Below are 22389 nucleotides of genomic sequence, written 5' to 3'. Positions count from 1 at the left end.
TTAATGATTAACCAATCATTAAAAAATAAAAAGATTATTATATCAGCTGGTGCTTCTGGGATTGGTTGGGCAACTACAAAAATTTGTCTTGCTAGAGGTGCTTATGTTTATCTTTGCGATATAGACAGTAAGTCTCTAAGTAAATTGAACAAACATCCTTTAAAAAATAAAAAATTATTTGCTTATCTTTGTGATGCTTCAAACGAATATCAAGTCTCCGATTTTTTCGAAAAAGTTAAAAAAAAAACTAAGAAAATTGATGCTTTAATTAATAACGTAGGTATTGCTGGACCCACAGGTTCTCTTGATAAATTAAAATCAAAAGATTGGGAAAATACTTTGCATGTAGATGTTAATAGCCATTTTTATTTTACTAAAAAATCTATACCTCTAATTAAAAAATCTAAGAACGGATCAATAATTAATATTTCATCGACAGCCGGAGTACTAGGCTTTCCACTTCGTTCTCCTTACGCTGCAAGCAAATGGGCAATAATTGGTGTCACAAAAACATTGGCCATGGAGCTTGGAAAATTTAATATTAGGGTTAATGCTGTTTGTCCAGGAACTATTAAGGGCGATAGAATGAAAAGAGTAATAAGAGATAAATCAAAATTTACTAAAATTTCAACAAAAGTAATTGAAAAAGATTTTGTTTCGATGAGCTCAATGAAACAATGGATCTTAGAAGAAGATATTGGAAAAATGTGCTCATTTTTAATTTCAGACGATTCTAGCAAAGTTTCAGGACAAGTAATCTCTGTAGATGGTCACACAGAAAGAAATGATTAATTTATCTTAATTTTTTTTCGTATTTCTTTCTCATTAATAATAAATCTAATAAATATTCATCTCTGATATTTGAAATTTTTGCTACTGACTTTCCTTTTGCTTGCTTTTTAGTTCCATCTACTAATCTTTTAATTAATTTTTTTGATAAGTTTGGGGCTTTTAATTTTGTCCAAGGTAATTTTAAAGCTGGTCCGAACTGCTCCAACATATGTTTCATTCCTGATTTTCCACCTGCTAAATGAAAGGTTAAAAAGGTACCCATTAATGACCACCTTAAACCAGGTCCATCCTCTATTGCTCTATCTAAATCCTCTGTTGTTGCATAGCCTTCATTAATGATATGGAGTCCCTCTCTCCATAAAGCTTCCTGCAATCTATCAGCCAAATATCCTGGTAACTCTTTTTTTACAGCAATAGGATTCATTGAAATAGATTTATAAAAATCATTAGCTTTTTTTAAAATTGATTTAGATGTTTTTTTTCCCGGTACAATTTCAACAGCAGGTAACATGTAGACTGGATTAAATGGATGGCCAATAATTCCTCTATTAGGATTTTTGCATTTTGAAAAAATAACAGAAGGTAACAATCCTGATGAACTTGAAGATATAATAGCATTAAGTTTGGAATATTTTCCTATGTCTGACATTAACTTTGTTTTTAATTTATAGTTTTCTGATGCACATTCTTGAATAAAATCCACATCTTTTAATGTTTCTAATAATGATGTTTTAAAACTTAAGTTTTTTAAATTAATTAATTTTTTTTTATAAAGTTTTTTTACAAATGGAAGGGATCTTTTAATTTCTTTAATTAATATTGCTTTTTGTTTAAAATTTAAATCAAATGCTGAAACTTTTTTGTTGTGCGCCAACATTCTAATAATCCAGCCAGTACCAATAACTCCAGTACCAATTACTGCAATTTTATTTATCTTACTCAATATGAATCTTATTTATGCTTGATAAGTTTTAGTTTTTCTCTTGTTTCTGCTGGTGTCATAATAGAAGAACCAAGATCATCCACAATTCTAATAGCTTTTTCAACTAATTGCGCATTAGTTGCTAATTTACCTCTAGATAAATATAAATTATCTTCAAGTCCAACTCTTGGATTACCTCCCAACAAAACAGTCTGAGCAACAAAAGGCATTTCATTCCGTGAAATTGCAAACCCCGACCAGATACCTTCTTTAGGCATTATATCTAACATGGCTTGCATTGCTAAAGTAGTTGCAGGCGCCCCCCATGGTATTCCCAAACACATTTGAAACATTGGTGGATCGCTTAATAATCCTTCTTTGTAAAGTTGTGCGCCAAACCACATATTTCCTAAATCAAATGCTTCAATTTCTGGCTTAACACCAATTTCTTTTAATCGTTTTGCAGCTTTTCTTAAATCATTTGGCGTGTTTACTGTGATTGTAGAGCTGTCACCGAAGTTTAAAGTTCCAGCATCTAATGTACAGATTTCTGGTAGGAATTGTTCAGCATTAGCAATACGCTCCATTACATTTGCCATATCTGTCATTGGACCAAAGTCTAATGGATTATTTCCTTGTCCAATATCAAGGTCGCCGCCCATGCCTGTCGTTAAATTTAAAATAACATCCGTATCACTTGATCGAACAAGATCAACTACCTCTTTATATAATTCTAATCTTCTACTTGGTTTACCATCGTCTTCCCTGACGTGAATGTGTGCAATTGCTGCTCCTGCTTTAGCAGCTTCTATTGCTGCAGTCGCTATTTGTTTTGGTGTCTTTGGTAAATCAGGATGTTTACTAGCCGTGTCACCAGAACCTGTTACTGCGCAAGATACAAAAACTTTATTGTTCATCATTTATAATTCAAATATAGTTTAATTTAATAAAAATGGAAATAACAGATTTACAAAAAGATTTAGCTGCAACCTTCAGATGGACAGCTAGACTAAATATGCACGAAGGCGTTGCAAATCATTTTAGTGTCTGTTTACCAGGCTCATCTACTGACTTTTTTGTAAACAAAGCTGGAATACATTTTAGTCAAATAAAAGCTAGTGATTTAATTTTAGTTACAAAAGAAAATATAGAAAAATTAAAAAAAAAACCAGAAATTGTAGATCCAACTGCAATCAATATTCATGGAGTAATTCATAAAAAGGTAGCTCATGCTAAATGTATTTTTCATACACATTCTAAATATGCTACAATTTTATCAACCCTTAAAGATCCTACATTAAAGCCTATAGATCAAAATACTATGATGTTTTATAATAGAGTTTCTATCTTTAATGAATTTGGTGGCTTGGGTTTTGAAGAAGAGTCTGAAAAAATGGCAAGTGCCTTAGGAAACAAACAGCATATGCTGCTAGCTAACCATGGAATAATAATCACAGGTGAAACTATTGCAGAGGGTTTCAATGCCTTGTATTATTTTGAAAAAGCTGCAGAAACTTATTTAACAGCATTGTCAACTAACAGGGAGTTGAATGTAGCTAGTCATGAAATTGCAGAAAAAACAGCTCAAGAAACTGCAAATTATCCGATTGATTTAGCGGGGATGCATCTTAATCAAATAAAATTGATTTTAGATAAAGAAGAACCAGAATATAAGAATTAAATATGTCTATATTGTTAAATACACAGAAGATTATTAAAGATTGGACCGATTATAATAATCATATGAATGTCGCCTATTATGTTTTAATTTTTGATCTTTACGGTACTGAAACTTTGATGACAAAATTTAATATGGGCGAACATTCAGCAAAAACAACAAAAAAAAGTACCATGGTTGTTGAATCTCATATCACTTATGATCAAGAAGTTAATGAGGGTGAAGAAGTGAATATAAATTTAACCTATTTTGATCATGACAAAAAAAGACTTCAGTATAAATTTGAAATGACCCATAAAGAAAAAGAGTATTTAGCATCGTCAATAGAATTCTTATCTCTATATGTTGATTTGAATAAAAGAAAAGTTGCTGAATTTGAGGATGAAAAAATTAAAATAATGAATGAATTTATTAAAACAAATAAAATTAATTTTAATAATATAGGTTTAAAATTCTCAGCTAAATTAAAAAAATAAACTAATTATCAATATTTTGATTGTTCATCACATTAATAATTACAACTCCAACAACAACTAAAGCTAGTCCAAAAATAGTTGCTAAATTTGGAACTTGCTTATATTTAATAATTCCAATTAGAGTTAAGGCTACTATTCCAACTCCTGACCATGTAGCATAGGTGATGCCCACTGGTAAAACCTTCATTACATGAGACATTAAATACATACAGCCACTGATAGCAACGACTGATATTAGGGATGGAATCCATCTGGTAAAACCTTCGGTTGCTTTTAGTGATCCTGTTGCAGTAATTTCTAGTAAAATAGAAACTATTAATAGCATATAAGCTTCGGTTAAAGTCATAGGAACCTTATATATTTTGACAAAATAAATTTCCAGAAATATATTCTTTTAATGGAAGTTAAACTTTTATCAGGGGCTCTTGGAGCTGAAATATCAGGTATAGACCTTAAAGATTCCTCAAAAGAAAATTATAAAAAAATAAATAACCTGCTTTTAGAACACAAAGTAATTTTTTTTAGAAATCAGGATATCACCCACAATGAACAGATTGCATTAGCTCAAAACTGGGGTCCACTAGAAAATCATGCTTATGTGAAGGGATTAAATAATCACCCTGAAATAGTAAGAATTGTAAAAACTAAAGAAGAAAAAAATCAATGGGGGGAGAATTGGCACACTGATGTTAGTTACAATATTAAACCAACTAAAGCTGTAATTTTAAAATCTATAAAGATACCTCCCGTGGGTGGAGACACTTGTTTTTCTAATATGGAACTTGCATGGGAAACTCTTGATGAAGAAATTAAAAAAAAGATAAAAGATAAAAAAGCTATTCATAGCTCCCTTGGAGCAGAATTTTTTATAGACAATTACAAGGGTATGTCAGGTCATGAAAAAAGAAATTACGATGAATATTCAAATGAACATCCCATAGTGAGAACTCATCCAGAAACAGGAAAGAAAATACTGTATGTAAATTGGACTTACACAAAACAAATAATTGGTTTAGATAAAATAGAAAGTGATGAAATATTAAAAAAGATATTTGAACATCAGGCAAGATTAGATCTAACTTGTAGATTTAATTGGACAGAAAATACTGTTGCGATATGGGATAATAGAAGTGTTATTCATTATGCGATAGCAGACTTTTATCCTGGCAGAGGTTTAGGTCATGAAAGAATAATGGATAGAATAGCTATTGAGGGTGATCAACCTCATTAATTCTAATTTATTAAGAATCTAGCAGGAAAAACTATATGAAATATGATTATATTATTATCGGTGGTGGATCAGCAGGATGTGTTCTTGCAAATCGTTTAACTGAAAATGGAAAATACCAAGTAGCTTTATTCGAAGCTGGAAAACCAAGTGATATTTGGAAAGTAAAAATGCCACTTGCTATTCTTTATACAATGCATGATCCAAAATATAATTGGAAATATTATTCTGAACCAGAGCCCCATTTAAATAACAGAAAACTATTTTGTCCTAGGGGAAAAATGATTGGCGGATGTTCTGCTCATAATGGTATGGTTTATGTGCGAGGTAACCCTAATGATTATGAAAGGTGGGCTTCATTTGGACTCAAAGATTGGTCTTACGAAAAAGTCCTTCCTTATTTCAAAAAAATTGAAACTTGGTCAGAAGGAGAAAATGAATATCGAGGTGGGAATGGCTTACTACCTGTTAATCAATCTAAAAATAAAAATCCATTATTCAAAGCATTTATAGATTCTGCAACTGAGGCTGGTTATGAAATGAACCTTGATATGAACGGTAAAAATCAAGAAGGTTTTGGCATGTATGATGTGACAATTGACAAGGGAGAAAGAGCAAGCGTCTCTAAACATTATTTAAATCCCACAAAAAATAGAAAAAATTTAACAATTTTCACAGACTCCTTTGTAGAGAAGATCATCTTTGATGGAAAGAAAGCCATTGGTATTAAGGTTAAGATTAAGAATAAAGTTGAAAAAATTTTTGTTAATAAAGAGGTAATATTAAGTGGAGGTTCAATTAACTCTCCTCAATTACTCTTACTATCTGGAATTGGACCAGTTGAACATTTAAAAGAAAAAGGAATTGAAGTTATTCACAATCTAAGAGGTGTTGGAAGAAACTTACAAGATCATCTTGAAACTTATATCCAGCAAGAATGTAAAACATCTGACACACTGTATTCATATGTTAATAAATTCAATATGCTTAGAATAGGAATTCAATGGTTTTTAAATAAAACTGGACCCTGCTCAACTTCCTTCCTAGAAGCAGGTGGTTTTGCTAAATCCTCTCCTGAAAGAAACTATCCAAATATCCAGTTTCATTTTTTTCCAGCTTTTGTAATTGATCATGGCTTGGTTGAGCCTGATAGACATGGGTTTCAATTGCATGCTAGTCCTAATCATCCAAAAAGCAGAGGTTCAGTTACATTAGATACTTCAAGCCCTTATGATTATCCAAAAATTTTATTTAATTATCTTGAACATAAGGATGATCTCAAACAAACAGTGGAAGCTATTGAAATGGCTAGGAAAATTCTTGGACAAAATTCAATGAAACCATTTGCTGGTAAAGAAATTGGACCTGGATCAGATATTCAAACTCATGAATTATATGAAGAATATGTTAGATCTAAAGCAGAGACTGCATACCATCCTTCTTGTACCCTCAAAATGGGAATTGATGATATGGCAGTTGTAGATGAAAAACTTAAAGTACATGGAATTGAAAACTTAAGAATAGTAGATGCTTCCGTTATGCCTGAAATTACCAGTGGAAACCTAAACGCACCAACATTAATGATTGCTGAAAGAGCGTCAGAATTTATTCTTAATTCATGACGCCTGTACAAAATAATCCAAGAGGCATTCTATTTATTCTTCTTGGTATGATACTATTCTCCATTCAAGATGCTTTGATAAAATTTATTTATCAAGATGCAGCATTATATGAATTATATTTTGGAAGAACATTTATTGCACTAATTTTATTAGTTGGGTATCTCAAGTTTTCTAAACAAGAAATTATTTTAAAAACACACTACCCTTTTTTAACAACCTTAAGAGTTATATGTTTCTTTTTTGGATTTAGTTTTTTCTATATCTCTCTTACATATATGTCTCTTGCTATGGCCAATGCGTTATTTTTCTCTAGTCCTTTTTTTGTTTCAATTTTGGCTACAATATTTTTAAAAGAAAAAGTTGGTATTAGAAGATGGTCAGCAATTTTTATTGGGTTTATAGGGGTATATTTGGTTTTAAATCCAGATTTTACAAATTTTGATTATATGAAATTAGCCCCTGTTGCTTGTGCGTTATGCTACTCAATATCAATGACAATCACAAAAATCACTTCTGATAAAGATAATGTTTATACACAAATGTTACATTTATATTTTGGTGCTGTTCTAATAAGTATATTATTTTTTATTTTTACAGGTGAGGGACAATTTAACAACTTTAGTGATCCAGCACTGCAATTTATTTTTAGAGAATGGTTTACAAACCCATCTTATGCCTGGCCATTTATAATAGTTATGGGGTGTATTGGGGCTTTTGCATTTTATTTTATACTTAATGCTTACAGTATTGCGTCTCCATCTGTTGTCTCGCTTTATGAATATTCTTTAATAATTTGGTCAATACTAACAGGGTATATATTGTTTAATAATATTCCCACAACAAGAACATTTGTTGGTGTTTCAATAATCATAAGTGCTGGAATATATATTTACTTTAGAGAAAAGGTAAAAGATCAAATGATTGTTACAGATACTCCAAATAGATAATGAAAAAATATTAACTAGTCTATACCAAGGTGTTTTTTTCTTTTATTTACCCAGGTTCGAATTAAATGGTCAAATACCAATCCTATGAAAGCAACACAAAGACCTAGCGTTAATCCTATACCTGCACCTTTTTTATCAGATATAGCTTTTAAAATATATTGTCCCAAATCCTCAGTTCCAATAAATGCTCCAATAATTACCATAAATAAAGCAAATACAATTGTTTGATTTAAACCAAGCATCATGTGAGGAAGTGCTAAAGGGAATTCAATTTTCAACAACCTTTGTATCTTCGTTACACCTGACATTGAAGCTGCATCATGTAAAGAAGATGGAACACTTCTTAATCCTTCAATCGTATATCTTGTGGCAGGTATAGTTGCATAAACAACTACTGCAATTAATACTGATGTGTCTGTAACTCCAAAAAGCATCATAACTGGAATTAAGTATACAAATGAAGGGAATGTTTGAAAAATATCACAAACTCCCAACATAAAATTTGTGGTATGTTTATTCTGAAAACATAAAGTACCAACAGTAAAACCAATTATACAAGATAAGATAACTCCAAAAGTTGCCATATAAGTTGTAACTAAAGCTCTGTCCCACCATGGACTTAAAGCTATAAATAATGTTAACCCCCCTACTGTTAAAGCTGAACGTATTCCTCCAATTATATAACCAGCTCCCATAACTAGAACAAATGTTGCAACAATAGGCATACGCAAATAAGCAGCTCGCATTGGCTGCAGTACATCTACTATTAACCATGTATTAAAAATTTTTAAAGTTTGAAAAAAAGTATCCCAAATCCAATCAACCCCTTTATTCCAAAAATCTGCAGTTGATATTCCTTTGTTGTGAGGAATTTCATATAAATAATTAAAACCTTCTTTAAAGTAAAAAGATCCAACATAAGCAAATATAATTCCAATCAATATTGCACCAGAAAAAAATAATAAATTTTTATAACGTTCAAAGAAAGTTAGGTTGCCAAAATAATCTGTTTGTTTATTTGCCCAAGCTAAAGATAATTTATCTAGTAATATAGCAATTAAACTAATGCATAAACCTGCTTCTAACGCTAATCCGATGTTTAGCTGATTTAAGGCTAACAATAAATTAAATCCTAAACCTTTGGCGCCTATAAAAGCTGAAATTACTGCCATAGAAAAACACACCATAATAACTTGATTCACTCCAATCAAAATATCTCTTCTTGCAGTTGGGATTAGTACTTTAAACATAAGCTGTAAATTATTACATCCACTCATTCGGCCAGCTTCAATAACCTCAGGCGATACTCCTCTGAGACCTAACAAAGTTAGTAGTATCATTGGTGGAACAGCTACAACCATGGTTATAATTACTCCAGCATGATCACCAACACCAAAAAGAACAATTGCAGGAACCAATACAGCGTATTGAGGCATAGTCTGCATAACTAAAAGTATTGGATATAAAGCTTTTTCAACACGTTTACTTTTGAATGCTGCAATCCCTAAGCCCAAACCAAAAATAAAGGATAGTGGTGCTGCAACCAATATAAAAGAAAGTGTTTGCATCGAAGGTTTCCATTGACCAAAGATAGAAATATAAATCATGACTATAGCAGCGAATAAAGCTAAACCCTTGCCACTTAATTTATACCCAAGTATTGCTGCACCCGCTGCAACAATTGTCCAAGGTAACCCTGGCAATTCTGCCCATGAATTTTCACTTATCCAATCCCAACTTGTAAAGGCAACAATAGTTTCAACGCCACCTAATAAAATCTCTCTAATTAATTCAATAAGAAATGTTATAAATGAAGTTAAATTTCTTGTTATTTGTAAAACTAAAGGGCGAGTTTTAAATTCTTGAGTATCTTCATTCCAAAATTCCATTGGCATCCAATCATTCATTAAGAAAAATAATAAATCATTTATCCAAATAGGTAGCCATCCAAGTAAAGGAGGTAATCTCCAAAAAACATCAAATGCATAATACCTTACTTCTGCGCCAAAGAGTGTGTAAGTGCTTTGATTTGGATCTTTAATGAATTCTGCTTGGCCTCTAATAAATTTATAAGTTTCTGGAACATCAATTGCAAAATATAAGGTAAAAAAAGCAATTAACAAAAATAACCATTGAAATATTTTTGGATATTTTTTTAATAATTCCATATTCTAATCATTTTTTTTTTCCCACCAAAAACTGTGTGTATTATTTTTGATGGATGAACAGTGCCAACAATTTGATTGTTTTCATCAATTACAGATACAGACTTTTCTTGAGTTAATATTTTTTCAGCTACATTTTCAATTATTTCATTTCTTAAAACTTTTAAATCACTTAAATTTTCATTATTTGGTTTTTCCATTACATCTTCTATTTTTAAAACCTTCTCTCTAGGAACTTCTTCAGTGAATTTTTTTACGTATTCTGTGGCCGGATTTAACACAATGTTAGCTGGGGTATCTAGTTGTTCAATTATACCATCTTTCATTATTGCAATACGGTCAGCAAGTTTTAAAGCTTCATCAAAATCATGTGTGATAAACATAATTGTTTTTTGTAATTTTTCTTGAAGTCTCAAAAATTCATCTTGCATCTCTTTTCTAATTAATGGATCTAATGCAGAAAATGGTTCATCTAAAAACCAAATATCAGGTTCAACAGCCAATGATCGAGCAATACCTACTCTTTGCTGTTGTCCACCAGAAAGTTCTCTTGGAAAATAATTTTCTCTACCATCAAGACCAACAAGCTTTACCATTTCCATTGCTTTATTGATGCTATCTTTAGTTTTAATGCCTTTGATTTGAAGTGGGAAAGCAATATTTTCCACAACTGTTTTATGAGGAAGCAAAGCAAAACTTTGAAATACCATTCCCATTTTATTTCTTCTAAGTTCAATCAGTTCTTTGTTATTTAATGAGAGTAAGTCTTGACCTTCTATAAAAATCTTTCCAGCAGTTGCATCTGTTAATCTAGAAATGCATCTTAACAAAGTTGATTTACCTGAGCCTGATAAACCCATCACAACTAACATTTCACCTTTTGAAACCTCAAAAGAGGCATTATTCACACCTACTATACATCCGTTTTCTTGAAATGTTTTAGCATCTACATTTCCATTTGCATCTTGAAGCATCTTTTTGGCATTTGTTCCAAAAATTTTGTAAACAGATTCACATTTGATTACTGTATCGGTCATAATGTTTTAATAAGTTATACGAAATAAAAATAAAAAACACTTTTTATATTATTTATACTTATCGTTTTTCTCCTTAAAAATTTTTAATAAAATAAACTCTTGTATCAATTCCAGTACTTAAAAAATTTAAAACCTCTCCTTTAACAGTAATTTTTTCATCTACCCCAACATTATTTCCACTAACTGTAAAACCTGCAAAGCATTTATTATTTTCCTTATTCCATTTAACAAACGTTTCATCAATTTTATTTCCATTAATAGTATAAATATGATGTGCTCTAAAATTCAAAAAATTGGCACCCATAATTGCGCGCTGAGGAATAATCTTTGTTGCGTTGCAGACTTTTTCATATTGCTCTAAAGACAACTTATAATGATCAGTTCCATCATAAAATACTAAAATTCCTGATGGCAAACTTGAAATCAGTTCATTTTGCTTTCTTGTCTCCGCAATTCTTTCTTCTTCTTTTTTCATTTTAGCAATTAGCTCTTCACCCTCACCAAAAATATTATTTAAGATAGCAAAGGAAAAAATTACAATAATTATTAAGATGATAAGACCTCCAAACTGTCTAACTGGCTCAGATATCTTCTTTAATTTATTTAAATATATATTTTGTAACATTTTTATCTATTCTTGAAATTTGCCATTTTTCCAAATTCCTTTTTTTTCTTTTCCATCGGACCATGTAAATGTTCCCTCTCCATTCATAAACCCATTGGCCCATTCCCCATCATAAGTTGCACCGTTTGGAAAGGTCAAAATACCCTTTCCACTCCACACACTATTTTTAAACTCACCTTTATAAATATATCCATTAGGCCAAGTCTCAACTCCTTGTCCTTGTTTTTGTGTGCCAATCCAATTCCCTTCGTATGTTGTTTTGTCAGTGTAAGTCCATTTACCAAAGCCATCTTTACAGTTTCCTTCGCAACCTGTCTTTCGAGCTGATACTGATGTTGCAACTAAAAAACTTAAAGCTATATAAAATAAATATTTTTTCATTTTTTTAAATTTAGCTACATAAGTAAAAAGAAATATTTTTTTCAAGATTATCACTTTTTATACCTATTGTAATTTCGTGAACTAATTCACCTGATTTTCTGTTAATTATACCTGATTCTGAGTAATTTTTTCTTTCATCAAAAGCTTTGAATAAAACTATGTCTTTATTTACAACTTTTACTTCAAATTTTGCAGTTTGTGAGAGGAACAATGATAACCCATTAATCAAAAGTTTTTCTGGTCTCTTTGCATCGATTTCAAATTTATCTAAATTTTGATTATCTAAATCTTTTGCTAAAAAAGTTTTATAATTATATTCTGAGTTCTTGAGTATTTTCTTTTCTAATTCACATACAAAACCAATTTTAATATCCTCTTGTATGTCTATATTTTTTGCAAAAGAAGAATTAAAAACTAATAGACTGATAGATATATATAAAAAAAACTTTATCATTTAATTAAAAAGTCCGTAATTTGAATTTGTGCGAAAGCACATTCTTTAAAAAAAATCCCCCCCAACATTGTTGGGAGAGATTTCAATTTATTAACTGTTACCCTTATTTAGTAAAAGCTTGCCAAACACTCTTATTATCAGCTAACCATTTTTTAGCTGCATCTTCATGAGTCAATTTGTCAAGGTCAACTAAAGCAGCCATTGCACCAATGTGACTTGTAGAGAATGACATTTTTTTAAATGCCGCTGCTGCTGCTGGATGTGTTTTTGGAAAGTCTGCAGTTACAGCTTTTTTCAAATAACCATCTGGCGAACCACATTTTCCATCACCACCGTCTTCTGGTCTACAACCTGCTGAATATGGAGGGAAATCTATAAAAGTAAAACCAGCACCATCTGTGAAGTTTGGTGTCCAGTTGAATATTATAGTTCCTCTTCCTTCTTTTTCAGCTGATTTAAGTTCTGCCCAAAGTGCATCTGCACTTCCAGCAAATTTAACAGTCCAAAGATCTCCAAGTCCTAAAGCATCAACCCTTTGAGGTATTAAATCTCCATGCCAACTTTGCGGACCTTCTAGCATTCGTCCTTTTCCACCTGAGTCAGGTGTTGTAAAGTTTTTAGCACAAGCTGGATTTTTTAATGCAGTCCAGTCTGGAAGACCAGGACATAATCCTTTTTCAGTAACCCAGTTTGGATATCCCATATCTTCAAGCGTTCGAGCTTCATGATCTCCCCAGTCAACTAAACCACCTTTGTCTAGCGCTGTAGTAAATGATTTTCCAAACGCAGATTCCCACACTTCATGAGATAAACTTACATCACCGATACGAATTGCTTCATAAACTGCTTGTGAGTCTGTATTTACATATTTTACATTATTTCCCATACTTTCGAAAATTCCACCAATAACATGAGCCATTACAATTTGGCTAGACCAGTTATGAGTTGGAATAACGATAGGTTTTTTACTATCTGCTGCATTAGATACTCCAGCAAAACTAACTGCTGAAATTACCAAGGCAGATATTAATGATACTATTTTTTTCATTATATTCTCTCTCCTTAATATTAATGTTTAAGTAGGCATGTTCTCACTTATTAAATTTATAGTCAATGGCCTTTGATTATATTAAGCTAATGTTAAATTATTTAAATTTATACTGGCAATGCTGCATACTAGTAACGATATACGAAATCCTGGATTAAGAACATTACCACCTGGAGTTGAAAGATATTTTGTAAGAGGTGGCGGGCTGTCTATAATAGAAGTTTTGCCAGAAGATAAAATAGAAATCATTAATGAAGAAGGAAGACAAATTTGTGAAATAATTGTTTTTAATTCAAAAGGTAAATCTGATCTATCTATTTTAAATTTGAAAGAAAATGCTAATGCAGATTTTTCAAAAAAAACTATTGCTAATGATGAAAAAATTTCAAAGCTGCTAAAGAATAAAAACCTTGATTTAAATAATGCTAAATCATCAATTGTTTTTAGTGAAGATTGTTTTATGGGTGAAAAAATAACATTAACCTCAAAAGATAAATGTATTGTAATGATTGCTGCACCTGGTGATGCAATGAATGTCCATGAACAAAATCCACCTACAGATTTAACTATTTTTTTAAATAAAGCTAAATTTATTGAAACAGATGAACAATTTATTTTGCCAGATCCGCTTAGTGATCCAATTATTGAACAACTTGTAAAGAGAAGAACTGCTGAAACTTATGAGGTAAAAGCTGGTGAATATATTCAGATAATTGATCCAGGCGGAAGGCAATGCTCTGATTTTCTAGCTTTTGATACACAAAAATTAAATGACGGCATTGAAAGTATTATTGATGATAAAGCAACACGAACTTTTATGGGTGGTGCTTACCCTGGGCCTGGTTTGTTTTCAAAGTTTTATGATGGTGATCATGAAGCTATGATTGAAGTTGTAAGAGATACAGTTGGAAGACATGATACTTTCAATCTTGCTTGCACATCAAAATATTATGAAGATATGGGTTATATGGGTCATATTAATTGTACTGACAATTTTAATAATAGACTGGATAAATATGACATCAATTCTAGAAAAAGTTGGTCTGCAATAAATCTTTTTTTTAATACTGCAATTGATGCTAATAATGTTGCATCTTTTGATGAACCTTGGTCTAGACCTGGAGATTATGTTTTATTTAGAGCTTTAAAAGATCTAACATGTATATCATCAGCTTGTCCTTGTGATGTTGATGGTGCAAATGGCTGGAATCCCACTGATATTTTTGTTAGGACTTATTCAAAGGAAAAAAAGTATTCAAAAGCAATAGCATTTAGAATGAAAACAGACTCAGAACCTAAACTAACTCAAGAAACAGGTTTCCATAAAAAAACTTCAGAGCTAACAAGAAATTTTGTTGAGTATAAAGGTTTTTGGCTTGCTAATAATTTTACAAATTCAGGAACTATAAAAGAATATACAGCTTGTAGAGAAAGTGCGATTGCAACAGACTTATCGCCTCTTAGAAAATTTGAAATTCTTGGACCTGATGCAGAAAATTTAATGCAATATACTCTTACTAGAAATGTAAAAAAATTATCTATAGGACAAGTTGTTTACACAGCCATGTGTTATGAAAATGGGTGCATGTTAGATGATGGTACTTTATTTAAATTAGGACAAGATAATTTTAGATGGATTGGTGGAGATGAATACAGTGGTGAATGGTTAAAAGAACAAGCTAAAAAAAAAAATTATAAAGTTTGGATTAAATCTGCAACAGATCATATTCACAACATTGCAGTTCAAGGACCAAATAGTAGAAAAATTTTAGAAAAATTTGTATGGACGCCTCCTATACAACCATCCATCACTGAACTTGAATGGTTCAGATTTAATATTGCAAGAATAGATCATGAAACAGGTACGCCAATTGTTGTTTCAAGAACAGGTTACACTGGTGAACTTGGCTATGAAATTTGGTGTCATCCAAAAGATGCTGCGGAGGTTTGGGATAAAGTTTGGGAAGCTGGTAAAGAGTTTAATATTACTCCATTAGGCTTAGAAGCTTTAGACATGGTTCGTATTGAAGCTGGACTAATTTTTTATGGTTACGAGTTCGATGATCAAACAGATCCATTTGAAGCAGGTATTGGTTTTACCGTTCCACTTAAAACTAAAGAAGATGATTTTATAGGTAAAGAAGAGTTAGTTAAAAGAAAAGCAAATCCACAAAAAAAATTAGTTGGTTTGGAATTGGTTGGTCATGAACCAGCAGTAAATGGAGATTGTGTTCATATTGGTCGTGGTCAAGTGGGTGAAATAACAAGTGGAATGCTATCCCCTAAACTTGGAAAAAATATTGCACTTTGTAAAATTGACGTAAAATATGCAGAGATAGGAACGGAAGTTGAGATTGGTAAGCTTGACGGTCATCAAAAAAGAATTGGTGCAAAAGTTGTTCCCTTCCCTTTCTATGATCCAACAAAATCAAGAGTTAGAGCATAATAAAATGACCGATAACAGCAAAGATCTTTTAAATTTTTGGGAAGACCAGATGAAGCAATCACATACATCTAGTAACTATTTTTTTAGAAAATCTCCTTCACATTATCATATGATGTTACTTGTAATGTCAGCGCATAAACTTAATGAAAAGCTTTCTGTTGAAGGGCTAAAAACAAAATTATTTAAAACCTCTAGGCCAAAATCTGCTTTGATAATTAATGAGGCTTGTGAGAAAGGATTCTTTCGTTTAGAAAAAACTTCAACTGATCAGCGAATAAAAAATATTATACCTACTGAGACTTTTATTAATGAGTTTAAACAATACCTGGCTACTTTAAAAAAGCTAAGCTATTAGCACCTAATTCAACAATCTCTTTAAGTTGATATCTTTTATATATAAAATTTAGTTATAAATATAATTATATTAATTACTTTTTAGAAAAAATAATGTTTTCATATGTCAACACTACCAACTAAAGCTAAAGTAGTAATCATCGGAGGCGGAATTCATGGCCTAAGTACAGCTTGGAAACTTTCAGAAACTTATAAAAATCCTGGTGACATTGTAATTCTTGAAAAAAAAGATACTGCAGCAGGTGCAAGTGGAATTGCTTGTGGTGTTATAAGAAATAATTATTTTCAACCAGCTATGAGAGAGTTAATGGCTCATTCTGTATCAGTATGGGAAAGTGATCCAAAAGCTTGGAAATATAATGCTGTAGGGTATTTACAAATATCTCCAGAGGTTATGCACGAAGATGTTGCTACAATTTATGAGCAGCAAAAAGCTATTGGTTACGAATCAGAATTTATTGAAGGTGAAAAAGAATGTACTAAATACATGAAAGGTATGTTTGATGATTGGCAAGCACAAGGCATCACATCCATACTTCATGAAAAAAAAGGTGGTTATGCATTCAACAAAGCTTCCATAAAAGCTCTAGAAGAAAAATCTACTACAAATGGTGTTGAGGTTATTAAGGGTGTGACGGTTACAGGATTTAAAAAAGGAAGCAATAGCAAAGCTGTTACAGGTGTTGAAACAGATAAGGGAATTATTGAGTGCGAACAAGTAGTTGTTGGTGCTGGTCCTTGGGTTAGAGATTTTTGGAACATGTTAGATCTTCCAAAAGTTGCAAATATTAAAGGACAAGATGGAAAATTTCATAAAGAAGATATGTGGAAATATTGGATGCTACAAGAAGGTGTTATTGGTGTTGATAAAGATTTTTTAAGAATGAATGATGGTGGTCAGCCTCCTGTAATGCATGTTGACTCAACTGCCCCACTATATTCTGACACAACTAAAAAACTAATTACAGATGAACTTTGGGGAATTTATTATAAGCCAGACATTGAAGGGCTTGGTGTTCAGGGTGGAACATCTCCTTACATAGTTGATAAACATTTTGATAAAGTAAATATTGATCCTTATGGACTTGAGTCTCCTGAATTTCAAACAACAGAATCATTTAATGATATGTGGTGTTCAGCTTTAGCTCATTGTCATAAAAGGTTTGAAGGTAAATCTGGTCTATATAGAAAAGGACCCTCAGGTGGTCTTGGATGTATGACACCAGACAATTTTCCTATATTCGATAGATTTTTAGAAAATGTTTACATGATAGCAGATGCAAACCACGGATATAAAATGATTGGTGTAGGTGAGCTTGTTGCACAAGAAATTTTGGGAACTGAAAGTGAATTATTAAAACCGTTTAGATTCAACCGTTACGAGAAGGGTGAACTTCATCCAACCTCTAACAGTCCTTTCCCTTGGAGTTAAACTTCAAGCCTAGACACAAATAATTTTTTCAGTTACGGTTCCTTAAATAAAAATTCATTAGAGGGAGAGATAATGACAGATTTAGATAGACACGTTAGACAACCAGGTAGAGACAAATTAGTTAAGCAAGTTAGAGCTAAAATTAACGAGTTAGGTGTTGAATATATTTATTTTCAATTTATTTCTGTAACTGGAAGAGTTGTAGGTAAAGGTATTCCTACTGATCATTGGGAAAGAACTTGCGAAAAAGGATTTCAATTAGTTTACGGAGCTACAGCAAACTTATTTGTCGATCGTCATGGAGATTATATTGGTTATGGACCAGAAGCTAAAGAGCTAGTTGGTATACCTGATCCTGAAACATTTTGTCAGCTTCCATGGGATAAAAAAGTTGCAAGAGTATTTGTTACTTGCTTTAGAAATAGAGAAGAAAGAGATAATCCAGGTGCACATTTAACATCAGATTGTCGTGGAAATTTAAGAATACACGCTCAAGAATTTAAAAAGAAACATGGTTACCAATTAAGAGTTGGGACAGAGCCAGAAATGATGTGGTTAACTAAAAATGAGGATGGTTCGCCTACTGGTAAAGGTTTTTCTAAACCTTATTGTTATCATATTGATCAATTTGAATCGTTAAGACCAGTTTTCATGCAAGTTTTTAAATACGCAAGAGCAATGGGTTTTGACATGATTCAAGGAGATCATGAAGATGCACCAGGACAATTAGAATTAAACTGGATGTATGATGATGTTTTAAGAAATGCAGATAGACTTTCAACTTATAGACAAATTTGTGCACAGGTTGCTAGAGAGTTTAATTTGATAGCTTGCTTTATGACAAAACCTTTTATGGGTGTATCTGCAAGTGGTTGTCATACAAACATGTCTTTATGGACAGGTGGAAAAGATAAAGTGAATAAACTATCTCACAAATCTCTTCCAGGGATGGATGAGGTATTTACTTACGTTGAGGGTGGAACAAATACCTTTATGCCTGATACTAAAGATATTCAATTACCAGGTAAAATTGGTTTGAAAGCTATTGGTGGAGTAATGAAACATTTGGGTGCCCTAACAGCAATTGGTTCTTCTACTGTTAACTCATATAGAAGATTATGGGATACTGGTTTTTGGGCTCCTGTTTATGCTGACTGGGGATTTCAAAATAGAACTTGTGGATTAAGAGTATCTGCGCCAGGAAGATTTGAATATCGTTCAGTTGATTCAATGCATAATCCATATTTAATGGGTTCTGGATTGTTAAAATGTTTTGATGATGGAATAACAAATAATATTGATCCAGGAAAACCTGAGTCTAGAAGTATGTATGAAGCTCAAGCAGCTGGGAAGATAGTTAAAAAACTACCCATGAGTCTTGGTGAGGCTTTAAATCGTTTAGCAGAAGATGAGGTTATAAAATCAGCTATGCCAGATGAAATGTATAAAGTTTTCCATTGGTATAAAAATGATGAGTGGGAAAAATTTTTAGGTGCAACAACTCAGTGGGATCTAGATACGTATCTGGACTGCCTACCATAGTCTTTAATAGAAATAGGAGAAATATATGTGTGGAATAGCGGGATTAATTTATAAAGATAAATCAGTAAATATTGGAACTCAATTGCAAGGAATGCTTCAAGCATTAAAGCATAGAGGAGAGGATTCTACTGGCTATGCTCTTTATGGAGATACAGATGGAAAAAATTTCATTATGCGTTTTAAAGTTGGAGAAAATGTTGGTGAAGGTAGTTCATCAGTAAGTGAAGAGACTTCTGTTTACGATGAAAGAATTAAAATAGTTAAGTCATATATCTTAGGTATGGGTGCAAAAATTATTAAAGAAGAAAGAATACTTCCCTACTCTTTAAGATATGAGGTCAGTTATGATGAAAAAGACTTAAGAGAGTTTTCTAGAAAAATCGAGAGTGTTCCTGGTGTTGAAATTCTTTCTATGGGTAAGTCTTTAGAAGTTATTAAGGATTTGGGTAATGCAAAAGACGTTTGTGATAGATATAATTTAGATAAAGTTGTGGGGACACATGCAATCGGCCATGCAAGGATGGCAACTGAATCTGGTGTAGATATTAAATCAGCCCACCCTTTTTGGGGATATCCATTTAGTGATGTGTCTGTAGTTCACAATGGTCAGTTAACAAATTATTGGAATAATAGAAGAATGCTAGAAAACGAAGGTATGAGATTTATGTCTGAATGTGATTCAGAATTAATTGCAGTATATCTAGCAAAAAAATTGAGAGACGGTGCAACCCTTGAAGAAGGTATGAAAGATTCTTTAACGGGTCTTGATGGAGTATTTACTTACTTTGTTGCAACAAAAGACTCATTAGGAATGGCAAAAGATACAATGGCTGCAAAACCATTAGTTCTTTATGAGTCTGATAATTTAATAGCAATGGGATCTGAAGAAATTGCAATTAGAGCAATTCTTCCTCAAGAAATTGATACATATGATCCGTATGATGGAGAGGTAAAAGTATGGCAAATCTAAAGACTACAGAGAAAAAAACAAAGTCCCAGTCAATGGGCATGCACACAGAAGTTTTAACAGGAAGAACTCAACAAAAGTTTTTTAATCCTGATGAAGGTGAAAATCTTTATTATTTTGGAACTTATGATGTAGATTTTAATAAAAGAACAGATCTAGATGTTAAAGAAATGACGGCTCCAGAAGCTAATAAAGAAATTGATAACTTAATGAGCCAAGGTTTTGGAACAATTGTTATTAAAAACCCTCAAGGAAAACATAGTTTAGGTGTTGGTATTTTGAATAAGTTAAACTTAATTTTTGAAGGAAGTTTAGGTTATTTTGGTATGGGATCTTGTGACGGACCTACTGTAAGAATTAATGGTAGAGTTGGTTGGTCTTGTGCAGAAAACTTAATGGCAGGAAAAGTTGTTATAGAAAAAAATGCAGGATCTTGCTTTGGTGCCGCTATAAGAGGTGGTGATTTAATTTGCAAAGGAAGTGTTGGTGCAAGAACTGGAATTGACATGAAGGGTGGAACTATCATTGTTGGTGGTGATGCTGGAGCTTTTACTGGTTTTATGATGCAAAGAGGAAGAATAATTATTCTTGGTGATGTTGGAATAAATTTAGGTGACTCAATGTATGATGGAACAATATTCATTGGTGGAAAAATAGGATCATTTGGAAGTGATGCTGTTCCATCTGATCTTACAGACAGTGACCAAGACTGGTTAAAAAGAAAATTAAAAGTTGCAGAGATAGGTGAAAAATTTGATGTCAGTAAAATGACAAAAATAGTCGCAGGGAAAAAACTTTGGAACTATGATAATCTAGAACCTCATGAAAAGAAAGGAGCTATCTAATGGCAAAAAAGAAAGTTAAAAAAAATAGTAAAAAATTAAAAAAAACTAATGGAAGTGTTGGTGGAAAAGCTGACGTTCATGCACATGAAGAGGGCAAAAGAAACAAAAGTCTGTTAGGTCACAACGCTATTTTTACTCCTGAAGTTATAGACGATATTCATATTAAAGCTCAACTTGGAAGATACAGAATGCGTGGAATGGCATTAATGAAAAAAATTCCTACATTTGATGACTTAGTATTTTTACCAGGAACTCTTACAAGATTTGTAATTGAGGGTTATAGAGAAAAATGTGAAACAAAGACTATTATTGGACCAAATTGTGAAAACCCAATTGAACTAGATATACCAGTATATATTACGGGTATGAGTTTTGGAGCACTTTCTTATGAAGCAAAAACTGCTTTAGCAAGAGGAGCAACAATGGCTGGAAGTGCAACATGCTCTGGCGAAGGTGGAATGATTCCAGATGAGAGAAGATATTCTGAAAAATGGTATTACCAATGTATCCAATCAAGATATGGTTTTAATCCTCATCATGCTCAACTAGCTGATGCAATTGAAGTATTTATTGGTCAAGGACAAAAAGTTGGAATGGGTGGACATTTAATGGGTCAAAAAGTTACTGATCAAGTTGCAGAAATGAGATCTCTACCATCTGGTATTGATCAAAGATCTCCAGCAAGACACCCAGACTGGTTAGGTCCAGATGATCTAGCTTTAAAAGTTGAAGAATTAAGACAACTTACAAAGAACAAAGTACCAATTCAATTAAAACTAGGTGCATCAAAAGTTTATGACGATGTTCGTATGGCTGCAAAATGTAATCCTGACTCAATATTTTTAGATGGTATGGAAGGTTCAACAGGAGCTGGTCCTCACATAGCTGCTGCGAATACTGGTATCCCAGGAATTGCTGCAATCAGAGAAGCAAGAAGAGCTATTGACGATGTTGGTAAAACTGGACAAGTAACTTTAATTTATGCAGGTGGTGTTAGAGATGGTGCTGATATGGCGAAGGCTTTAGCCTTAGGTGCTGATGCAATAGCAATTGGGACTGGTGCTTTAATGGCTTTAAACTGTAACAAAGATATACCAGAAGCAAATTTTGAAAAAGAAATGGGTGTAAAGGCTGGTGAATGTTATCACTGTCATACTGGTCGTTGTCCAGTTGGTGTTGCAACGCAAGATCCTAAATTAAGAGCTAGATTAAATCCTGATGATGCTGCATTAAGAGTTTATAATTACCTTCATGCAATGACATTAGAGGCTCAACTTTTAGCAAGAGCTTGTGGTAAAACTAATATTCACTCATTAGAGCCTGAGGATTTAGCTGCTCTAACAATGGAATCATCTGCATTAGCTAAAGTTCCGTTAACAGGAACTAACTTCACTGTTGGTGTTGATAACTATCACAAAATATAAGGAA

General features: G+C 32.3%; 22 protein-coding genes. 13 read left to right on the top strand and 9 right to left on the bottom strand.

All coding sequences use genetic code 11. The annotated features are described in order from the left end of the window. The first annotated feature begins 3 nt into the window (after nucleotides 1-3). A complete protein-coding gene (locus AC5YF9_RS01900) occupies nucleotides 4-792 on the top strand; it encodes an SDR family oxidoreductase (RefSeq protein ID WP_415304351.1) in 789 nt (262 codons plus the stop codon). A 1-nt stretch (nucleotide 793) separates the two neighbouring features. On the opposite strand, the gene AC5YF9_RS01895 is transcribed toward AC5YF9_RS01900, so the two are convergent. Further along, a complete protein-coding gene (locus AC5YF9_RS01895) occupies nucleotides 794-1735 on the bottom strand; it encodes a 3-hydroxyacyl-CoA dehydrogenase NAD-binding domain-containing protein (protein WP_415304350.1) in 942 nt (313 codons plus the stop codon). A gap of 8 nt (nucleotides 1736-1743) precedes the next feature. Further along, nucleotides 1744-2631 (bottom strand): beta-keto acid cleavage family enzyme, encoded by an 888-nt coding sequence (locus AC5YF9_RS01890; protein WP_415287134.1) that lies wholly within the window; start codon nucleotides 2629-2631, stop codon nucleotides 1744-1746. A gap of 35 nt (nucleotides 2632-2666) precedes the next feature. Here AC5YF9_RS01890 and AC5YF9_RS01885 point away from each other — a divergent pair, with 35 nt between their 5' ends. Both AC5YF9_RS01885 and AC5YF9_RS01880 read left to right on the top strand, forming a co-directional pair. After that, nucleotides 2667-3395 (top strand): class II aldolase/adducin family protein, encoded by a 729-nt coding sequence (locus tag AC5YF9_RS01885; protein ID WP_496169927.1) that lies wholly within the window; start codon nucleotides 2667-2669, stop codon nucleotides 3393-3395. A gap of 2 nt (nucleotides 3396-3397) precedes the next feature. Next, nucleotides 3398-3868 (top strand): thioesterase family protein, encoded by a 471-nt coding sequence (locus AC5YF9_RS01880; protein WP_415304347.1) that lies wholly within the window; start codon nucleotides 3398-3400, stop codon nucleotides 3866-3868. A 1-nt stretch (nucleotide 3869) separates the two neighbouring features. On the opposite strand, the gene AC5YF9_RS01875 is transcribed toward AC5YF9_RS01880, so the two are convergent. Next, a complete protein-coding gene (locus AC5YF9_RS01875) occupies nucleotides 3870-4214 on the bottom strand; it encodes a DMT family transporter (RefSeq protein WP_415304346.1) in 345 nt (114 codons plus the stop codon). A 51-nt stretch (nucleotides 4215-4265) separates the two neighbouring features. On the opposite strand from AC5YF9_RS01875, the gene AC5YF9_RS01870 reads away from it, so the two are divergent. Genes AC5YF9_RS01870 through AC5YF9_RS01860 form a run of 3 tightly spaced genes read left to right on the top strand, consistent with a single transcriptional unit; the run spans nucleotide 4266 to nucleotide 7665 of the window. After that, entirely contained in the window at nucleotides 4266-5099 is an 834-nt protein-coding gene (locus AC5YF9_RS01870) for a TauD/TfdA dioxygenase family protein (protein ID WP_415304345.1), read from the top strand. Between the two features lie 35 nt (nucleotides 5100-5134). Beyond that, nucleotides 5135-6718, top strand: coding sequence for a choline dehydrogenase (locus AC5YF9_RS01865; RefSeq protein WP_415304344.1), 1584 nt, complete (start codon nucleotides 5135-5137; stop codon nucleotides 6716-6718). Further along, nucleotides 6715-7665 (top strand): DMT family transporter, encoded by a 951-nt coding sequence (locus tag AC5YF9_RS01860; RefSeq protein ID WP_415304343.1) that lies wholly within the window; start codon nucleotides 6715-6717, stop codon nucleotides 7663-7665. The genes AC5YF9_RS01865 and AC5YF9_RS01860 overlap by 4 nt, the downstream gene beginning before the upstream one ends. A gap of 14 nt (nucleotides 7666-7679) precedes the next feature. Here AC5YF9_RS01860 and tmoV read toward each other — a convergent pair whose 3' ends face one another. The 6 genes from tmoV to tmoX all read right to left on the bottom strand — a co-directional run bounded on the left by tmoV (nucleotide 7680) and on the right by tmoX (nucleotide 13375). After that, the gene (gene tmoV, locus AC5YF9_RS01855; RefSeq protein ID WP_415304342.1) at nucleotides 7680-9833 is read right to left on the bottom strand and encodes a trimethylamine N-oxide ABC transporter permease protein TmoV; all 2154 of its coding nucleotides are present in this window, start codon (nucleotides 9831-9833) and stop codon (nucleotides 7680-7682) included. Beyond that, nucleotides 9821-10867: a trimethylamine N-oxide ABC transporter ATP-binding protein TmoW gene (gene tmoW / locus AC5YF9_RS01850; RefSeq protein WP_496169926.1), complete on the bottom strand. Its 1047-nt coding sequence runs from the start codon at nucleotides 10865-10867 to the stop codon at nucleotides 9821-9823. The genes tmoV and tmoW overlap by 13 nt, the downstream gene beginning before the upstream one ends. Before the next feature lie 73 nt (nucleotides 10868-10940). After that, complete coding sequence (locus AC5YF9_RS01845; RefSeq protein ID WP_415277886.1) at nucleotides 10941-11492, bottom strand: hypothetical protein; 552 nt, start codon at nucleotides 11490-11492, stop codon at nucleotides 10941-10943. A gap of 6 nt (nucleotides 11493-11498) precedes the next feature. Beyond that, nucleotides 11499-11873, bottom strand: coding sequence for an MORN repeat-containing protein (locus AC5YF9_RS01840; RefSeq protein WP_415277887.1), 375 nt, complete (start codon nucleotides 11871-11873; stop codon nucleotides 11499-11501). Between the two features lie 10 nt (nucleotides 11874-11883). Further along, a complete protein-coding gene (locus AC5YF9_RS01835; protein ID WP_415285946.1) occupies nucleotides 11884-12327 on the bottom strand; it encodes a hypothetical protein in 444 nt (147 codons plus the stop codon). A 103-nt stretch (nucleotides 12328-12430) separates the two neighbouring features. Further along, complete coding sequence (tmoX, locus tag AC5YF9_RS01830) at nucleotides 12431-13375, bottom strand: trimethylamine N-oxide ABC transporter substrate-binding protein TmoX (protein ID WP_415277889.1); 945 nt, start codon at nucleotides 13373-13375, stop codon at nucleotides 12431-12433. Between the two features lie 118 nt (nucleotides 13376-13493). Here tmoX and AC5YF9_RS01825 point away from each other — a divergent pair, with 118 nt between their 5' ends. The 7 genes from AC5YF9_RS01825 to AC5YF9_RS01795 all read left to right on the top strand — a co-directional run bounded on the left by AC5YF9_RS01825 (nucleotide 13494) and on the right by AC5YF9_RS01795 (nucleotide 22385). Then, a complete protein-coding gene (locus AC5YF9_RS01825; protein ID WP_415304340.1) occupies nucleotides 13494-15821 on the top strand; it encodes a trimethylamine N-oxide demethylase in 2328 nt (775 codons plus the stop codon). Continuing rightward, entirely contained in the window at nucleotides 15790-16176 is a 387-nt protein-coding gene (locus tag AC5YF9_RS01820; protein WP_415285948.1) for a hypothetical protein, read from the top strand. Before AC5YF9_RS01825 ends, AC5YF9_RS01820 begins: the two co-directional genes overlap by 32 nt. Before the next feature lie 102 nt (nucleotides 16177-16278). Next, entirely contained in the window at nucleotides 16279-17607 is a 1329-nt protein-coding gene (locus tag AC5YF9_RS01815; RefSeq protein WP_415304339.1) for an NAD(P)/FAD-dependent oxidoreductase, read from the top strand. 72 nt (nucleotides 17608-17679) lie between these two features. Next, nucleotides 17680-19149 carry a glutamine synthetase family protein gene (locus AC5YF9_RS01810; RefSeq protein ID WP_415304338.1) on the top strand — a complete coding sequence of 490 codons (1470 nt, stop codon included), beginning with the start codon at nucleotides 17680-17682 and terminating at the stop codon, nucleotides 19147-19149. A gap of 25 nt (nucleotides 19150-19174) precedes the next feature. Then, nucleotides 19175-20119, top strand: coding sequence for a class II glutamine amidotransferase domain-containing protein (locus AC5YF9_RS01805; RefSeq protein ID WP_415304337.1), 945 nt, complete (start codon nucleotides 19175-19177; stop codon nucleotides 20117-20119). Further along, nucleotides 20107-20961 (top strand): GltB/FmdC/FwdC-like GXGXG domain-containing protein, encoded by an 855-nt coding sequence (locus tag AC5YF9_RS01800; RefSeq protein ID WP_415284999.1) that lies wholly within the window; start codon nucleotides 20107-20109, stop codon nucleotides 20959-20961. Before AC5YF9_RS01805 ends, AC5YF9_RS01800 begins: the two co-directional genes overlap by 13 nt. After that, nucleotides 20961-22385, top strand: coding sequence for an FMN-binding glutamate synthase family protein (locus AC5YF9_RS01795; protein WP_415277901.1), 1425 nt, complete (start codon nucleotides 20961-20963; stop codon nucleotides 22383-22385). Before AC5YF9_RS01800 ends, AC5YF9_RS01795 begins: the two co-directional genes overlap by 1 nt. Nucleotides 22386-22389: the final 4 nt, after the last annotated feature.

The sequence above is a fragment of the Candidatus Pelagibacter sp. uisw_098 genome, from assembly GCF_059512505.1.
This window is presented reverse-complemented; position numbering and strand designations above follow the sequence as displayed.

Coding starts and splice junctions, on each gene's coding strand:
- AC5YF9_RS01900 (WP_415304351.1), top strand. CDS start 4: ATGATTAACCAATCATTAAAAAATAAAAAGATTATTATATCAGCTGGT.
- AC5YF9_RS01890 (WP_415287134.1), bottom strand. CDS start 2,631: ATGAACAATAAAGTTTTTGTATCTTGCGCAGTAACAGGTTCTGGTGAC.
- AC5YF9_RS01885 (WP_496169927.1), top strand. CDS start 2,667: ATGGAAATAACAGATTTACAAAAAGATTTAGCTGCAACCTTCAGATGG.
- AC5YF9_RS01880 (WP_415304347.1), top strand. CDS start 3,398: ATGTCTATATTGTTAAATACACAGAAGATTATTAAAGATTGGACCGAT.
- AC5YF9_RS01875 (WP_415304346.1), bottom strand. CDS start 4,214: ATGACTTTAACCGAAGCTTATATGCTATTAATAGTTTCTATTTTACTA.
- AC5YF9_RS01870 (WP_415304345.1), top strand. CDS start 4,266: ATGGAAGTTAAACTTTTATCAGGGGCTCTTGGAGCTGAAATATCAGGT.
- AC5YF9_RS01865 (WP_415304344.1), top strand. CDS start 5,135: ATGAAATATGATTATATTATTATCGGTGGTGGATCAGCAGGATGTGTT.
- AC5YF9_RS01860 (WP_415304343.1), top strand. CDS start 6,715: ATGACGCCTGTACAAAATAATCCAAGAGGCATTCTATTTATTCTTCTT.
- tmoV (WP_415304342.1), bottom strand. CDS start 9,833: ATGGAATTATTAAAAAAATATCCAAAAATATTTCAATGGTTATTTTTG.
- tmoW (WP_496169926.1), bottom strand. CDS start 10,867: ATGACCGATACAGTAATCAAATGTGAATCTGTTTACAAAATTTTTGGA.
- AC5YF9_RS01845 (WP_415277886.1), bottom strand. CDS start 11,492: ATGTTACAAAATATATATTTAAATAAATTAAAGAAGATATCTGAGCCA.
- AC5YF9_RS01840 (WP_415277887.1), bottom strand. CDS start 11,873: ATGAAAAAATATTTATTTTATATAGCTTTAAGTTTTTTAGTTGCAACA.
- AC5YF9_RS01835 (WP_415285946.1), bottom strand. CDS start 12,327: ATGATAAAGTTTTTTTTATATATATCTATCAGTCTATTAGTTTTTAAT.
- tmoX (WP_415277889.1), bottom strand. CDS start 13,375: ATGAAAAAAATAGTATCATTAATATCTGCCTTGGTAATTTCAGCAGTT.
- AC5YF9_RS01825 (WP_415304340.1), top strand. CDS start 13,494: ATGCTGCATACTAGTAACGATATACGAAATCCTGGATTAAGAACATTA.
- AC5YF9_RS01820 (WP_415285948.1), top strand. CDS start 15,790: ATGATCCAACAAAATCAAGAGTTAGAGCATAATAAAATGACCGATAAC.
- AC5YF9_RS01815 (WP_415304339.1), top strand. CDS start 16,279: ATGTCAACACTACCAACTAAAGCTAAAGTAGTAATCATCGGAGGCGGA.
- AC5YF9_RS01810 (WP_415304338.1), top strand. CDS start 17,680: ATGACAGATTTAGATAGACACGTTAGACAACCAGGTAGAGACAAATTA.
- AC5YF9_RS01805 (WP_415304337.1), top strand. CDS start 19,175: ATGTGTGGAATAGCGGGATTAATTTATAAAGATAAATCAGTAAATATT.
- AC5YF9_RS01800 (WP_415284999.1), top strand. CDS start 20,107: ATGGCAAATCTAAAGACTACAGAGAAAAAAACAAAGTCCCAGTCAATG.
- AC5YF9_RS01795 (WP_415277901.1), top strand. CDS start 20,961: ATGGCAAAAAAGAAAGTTAAAAAAAATAGTAAAAAATTAAAAAAAACT.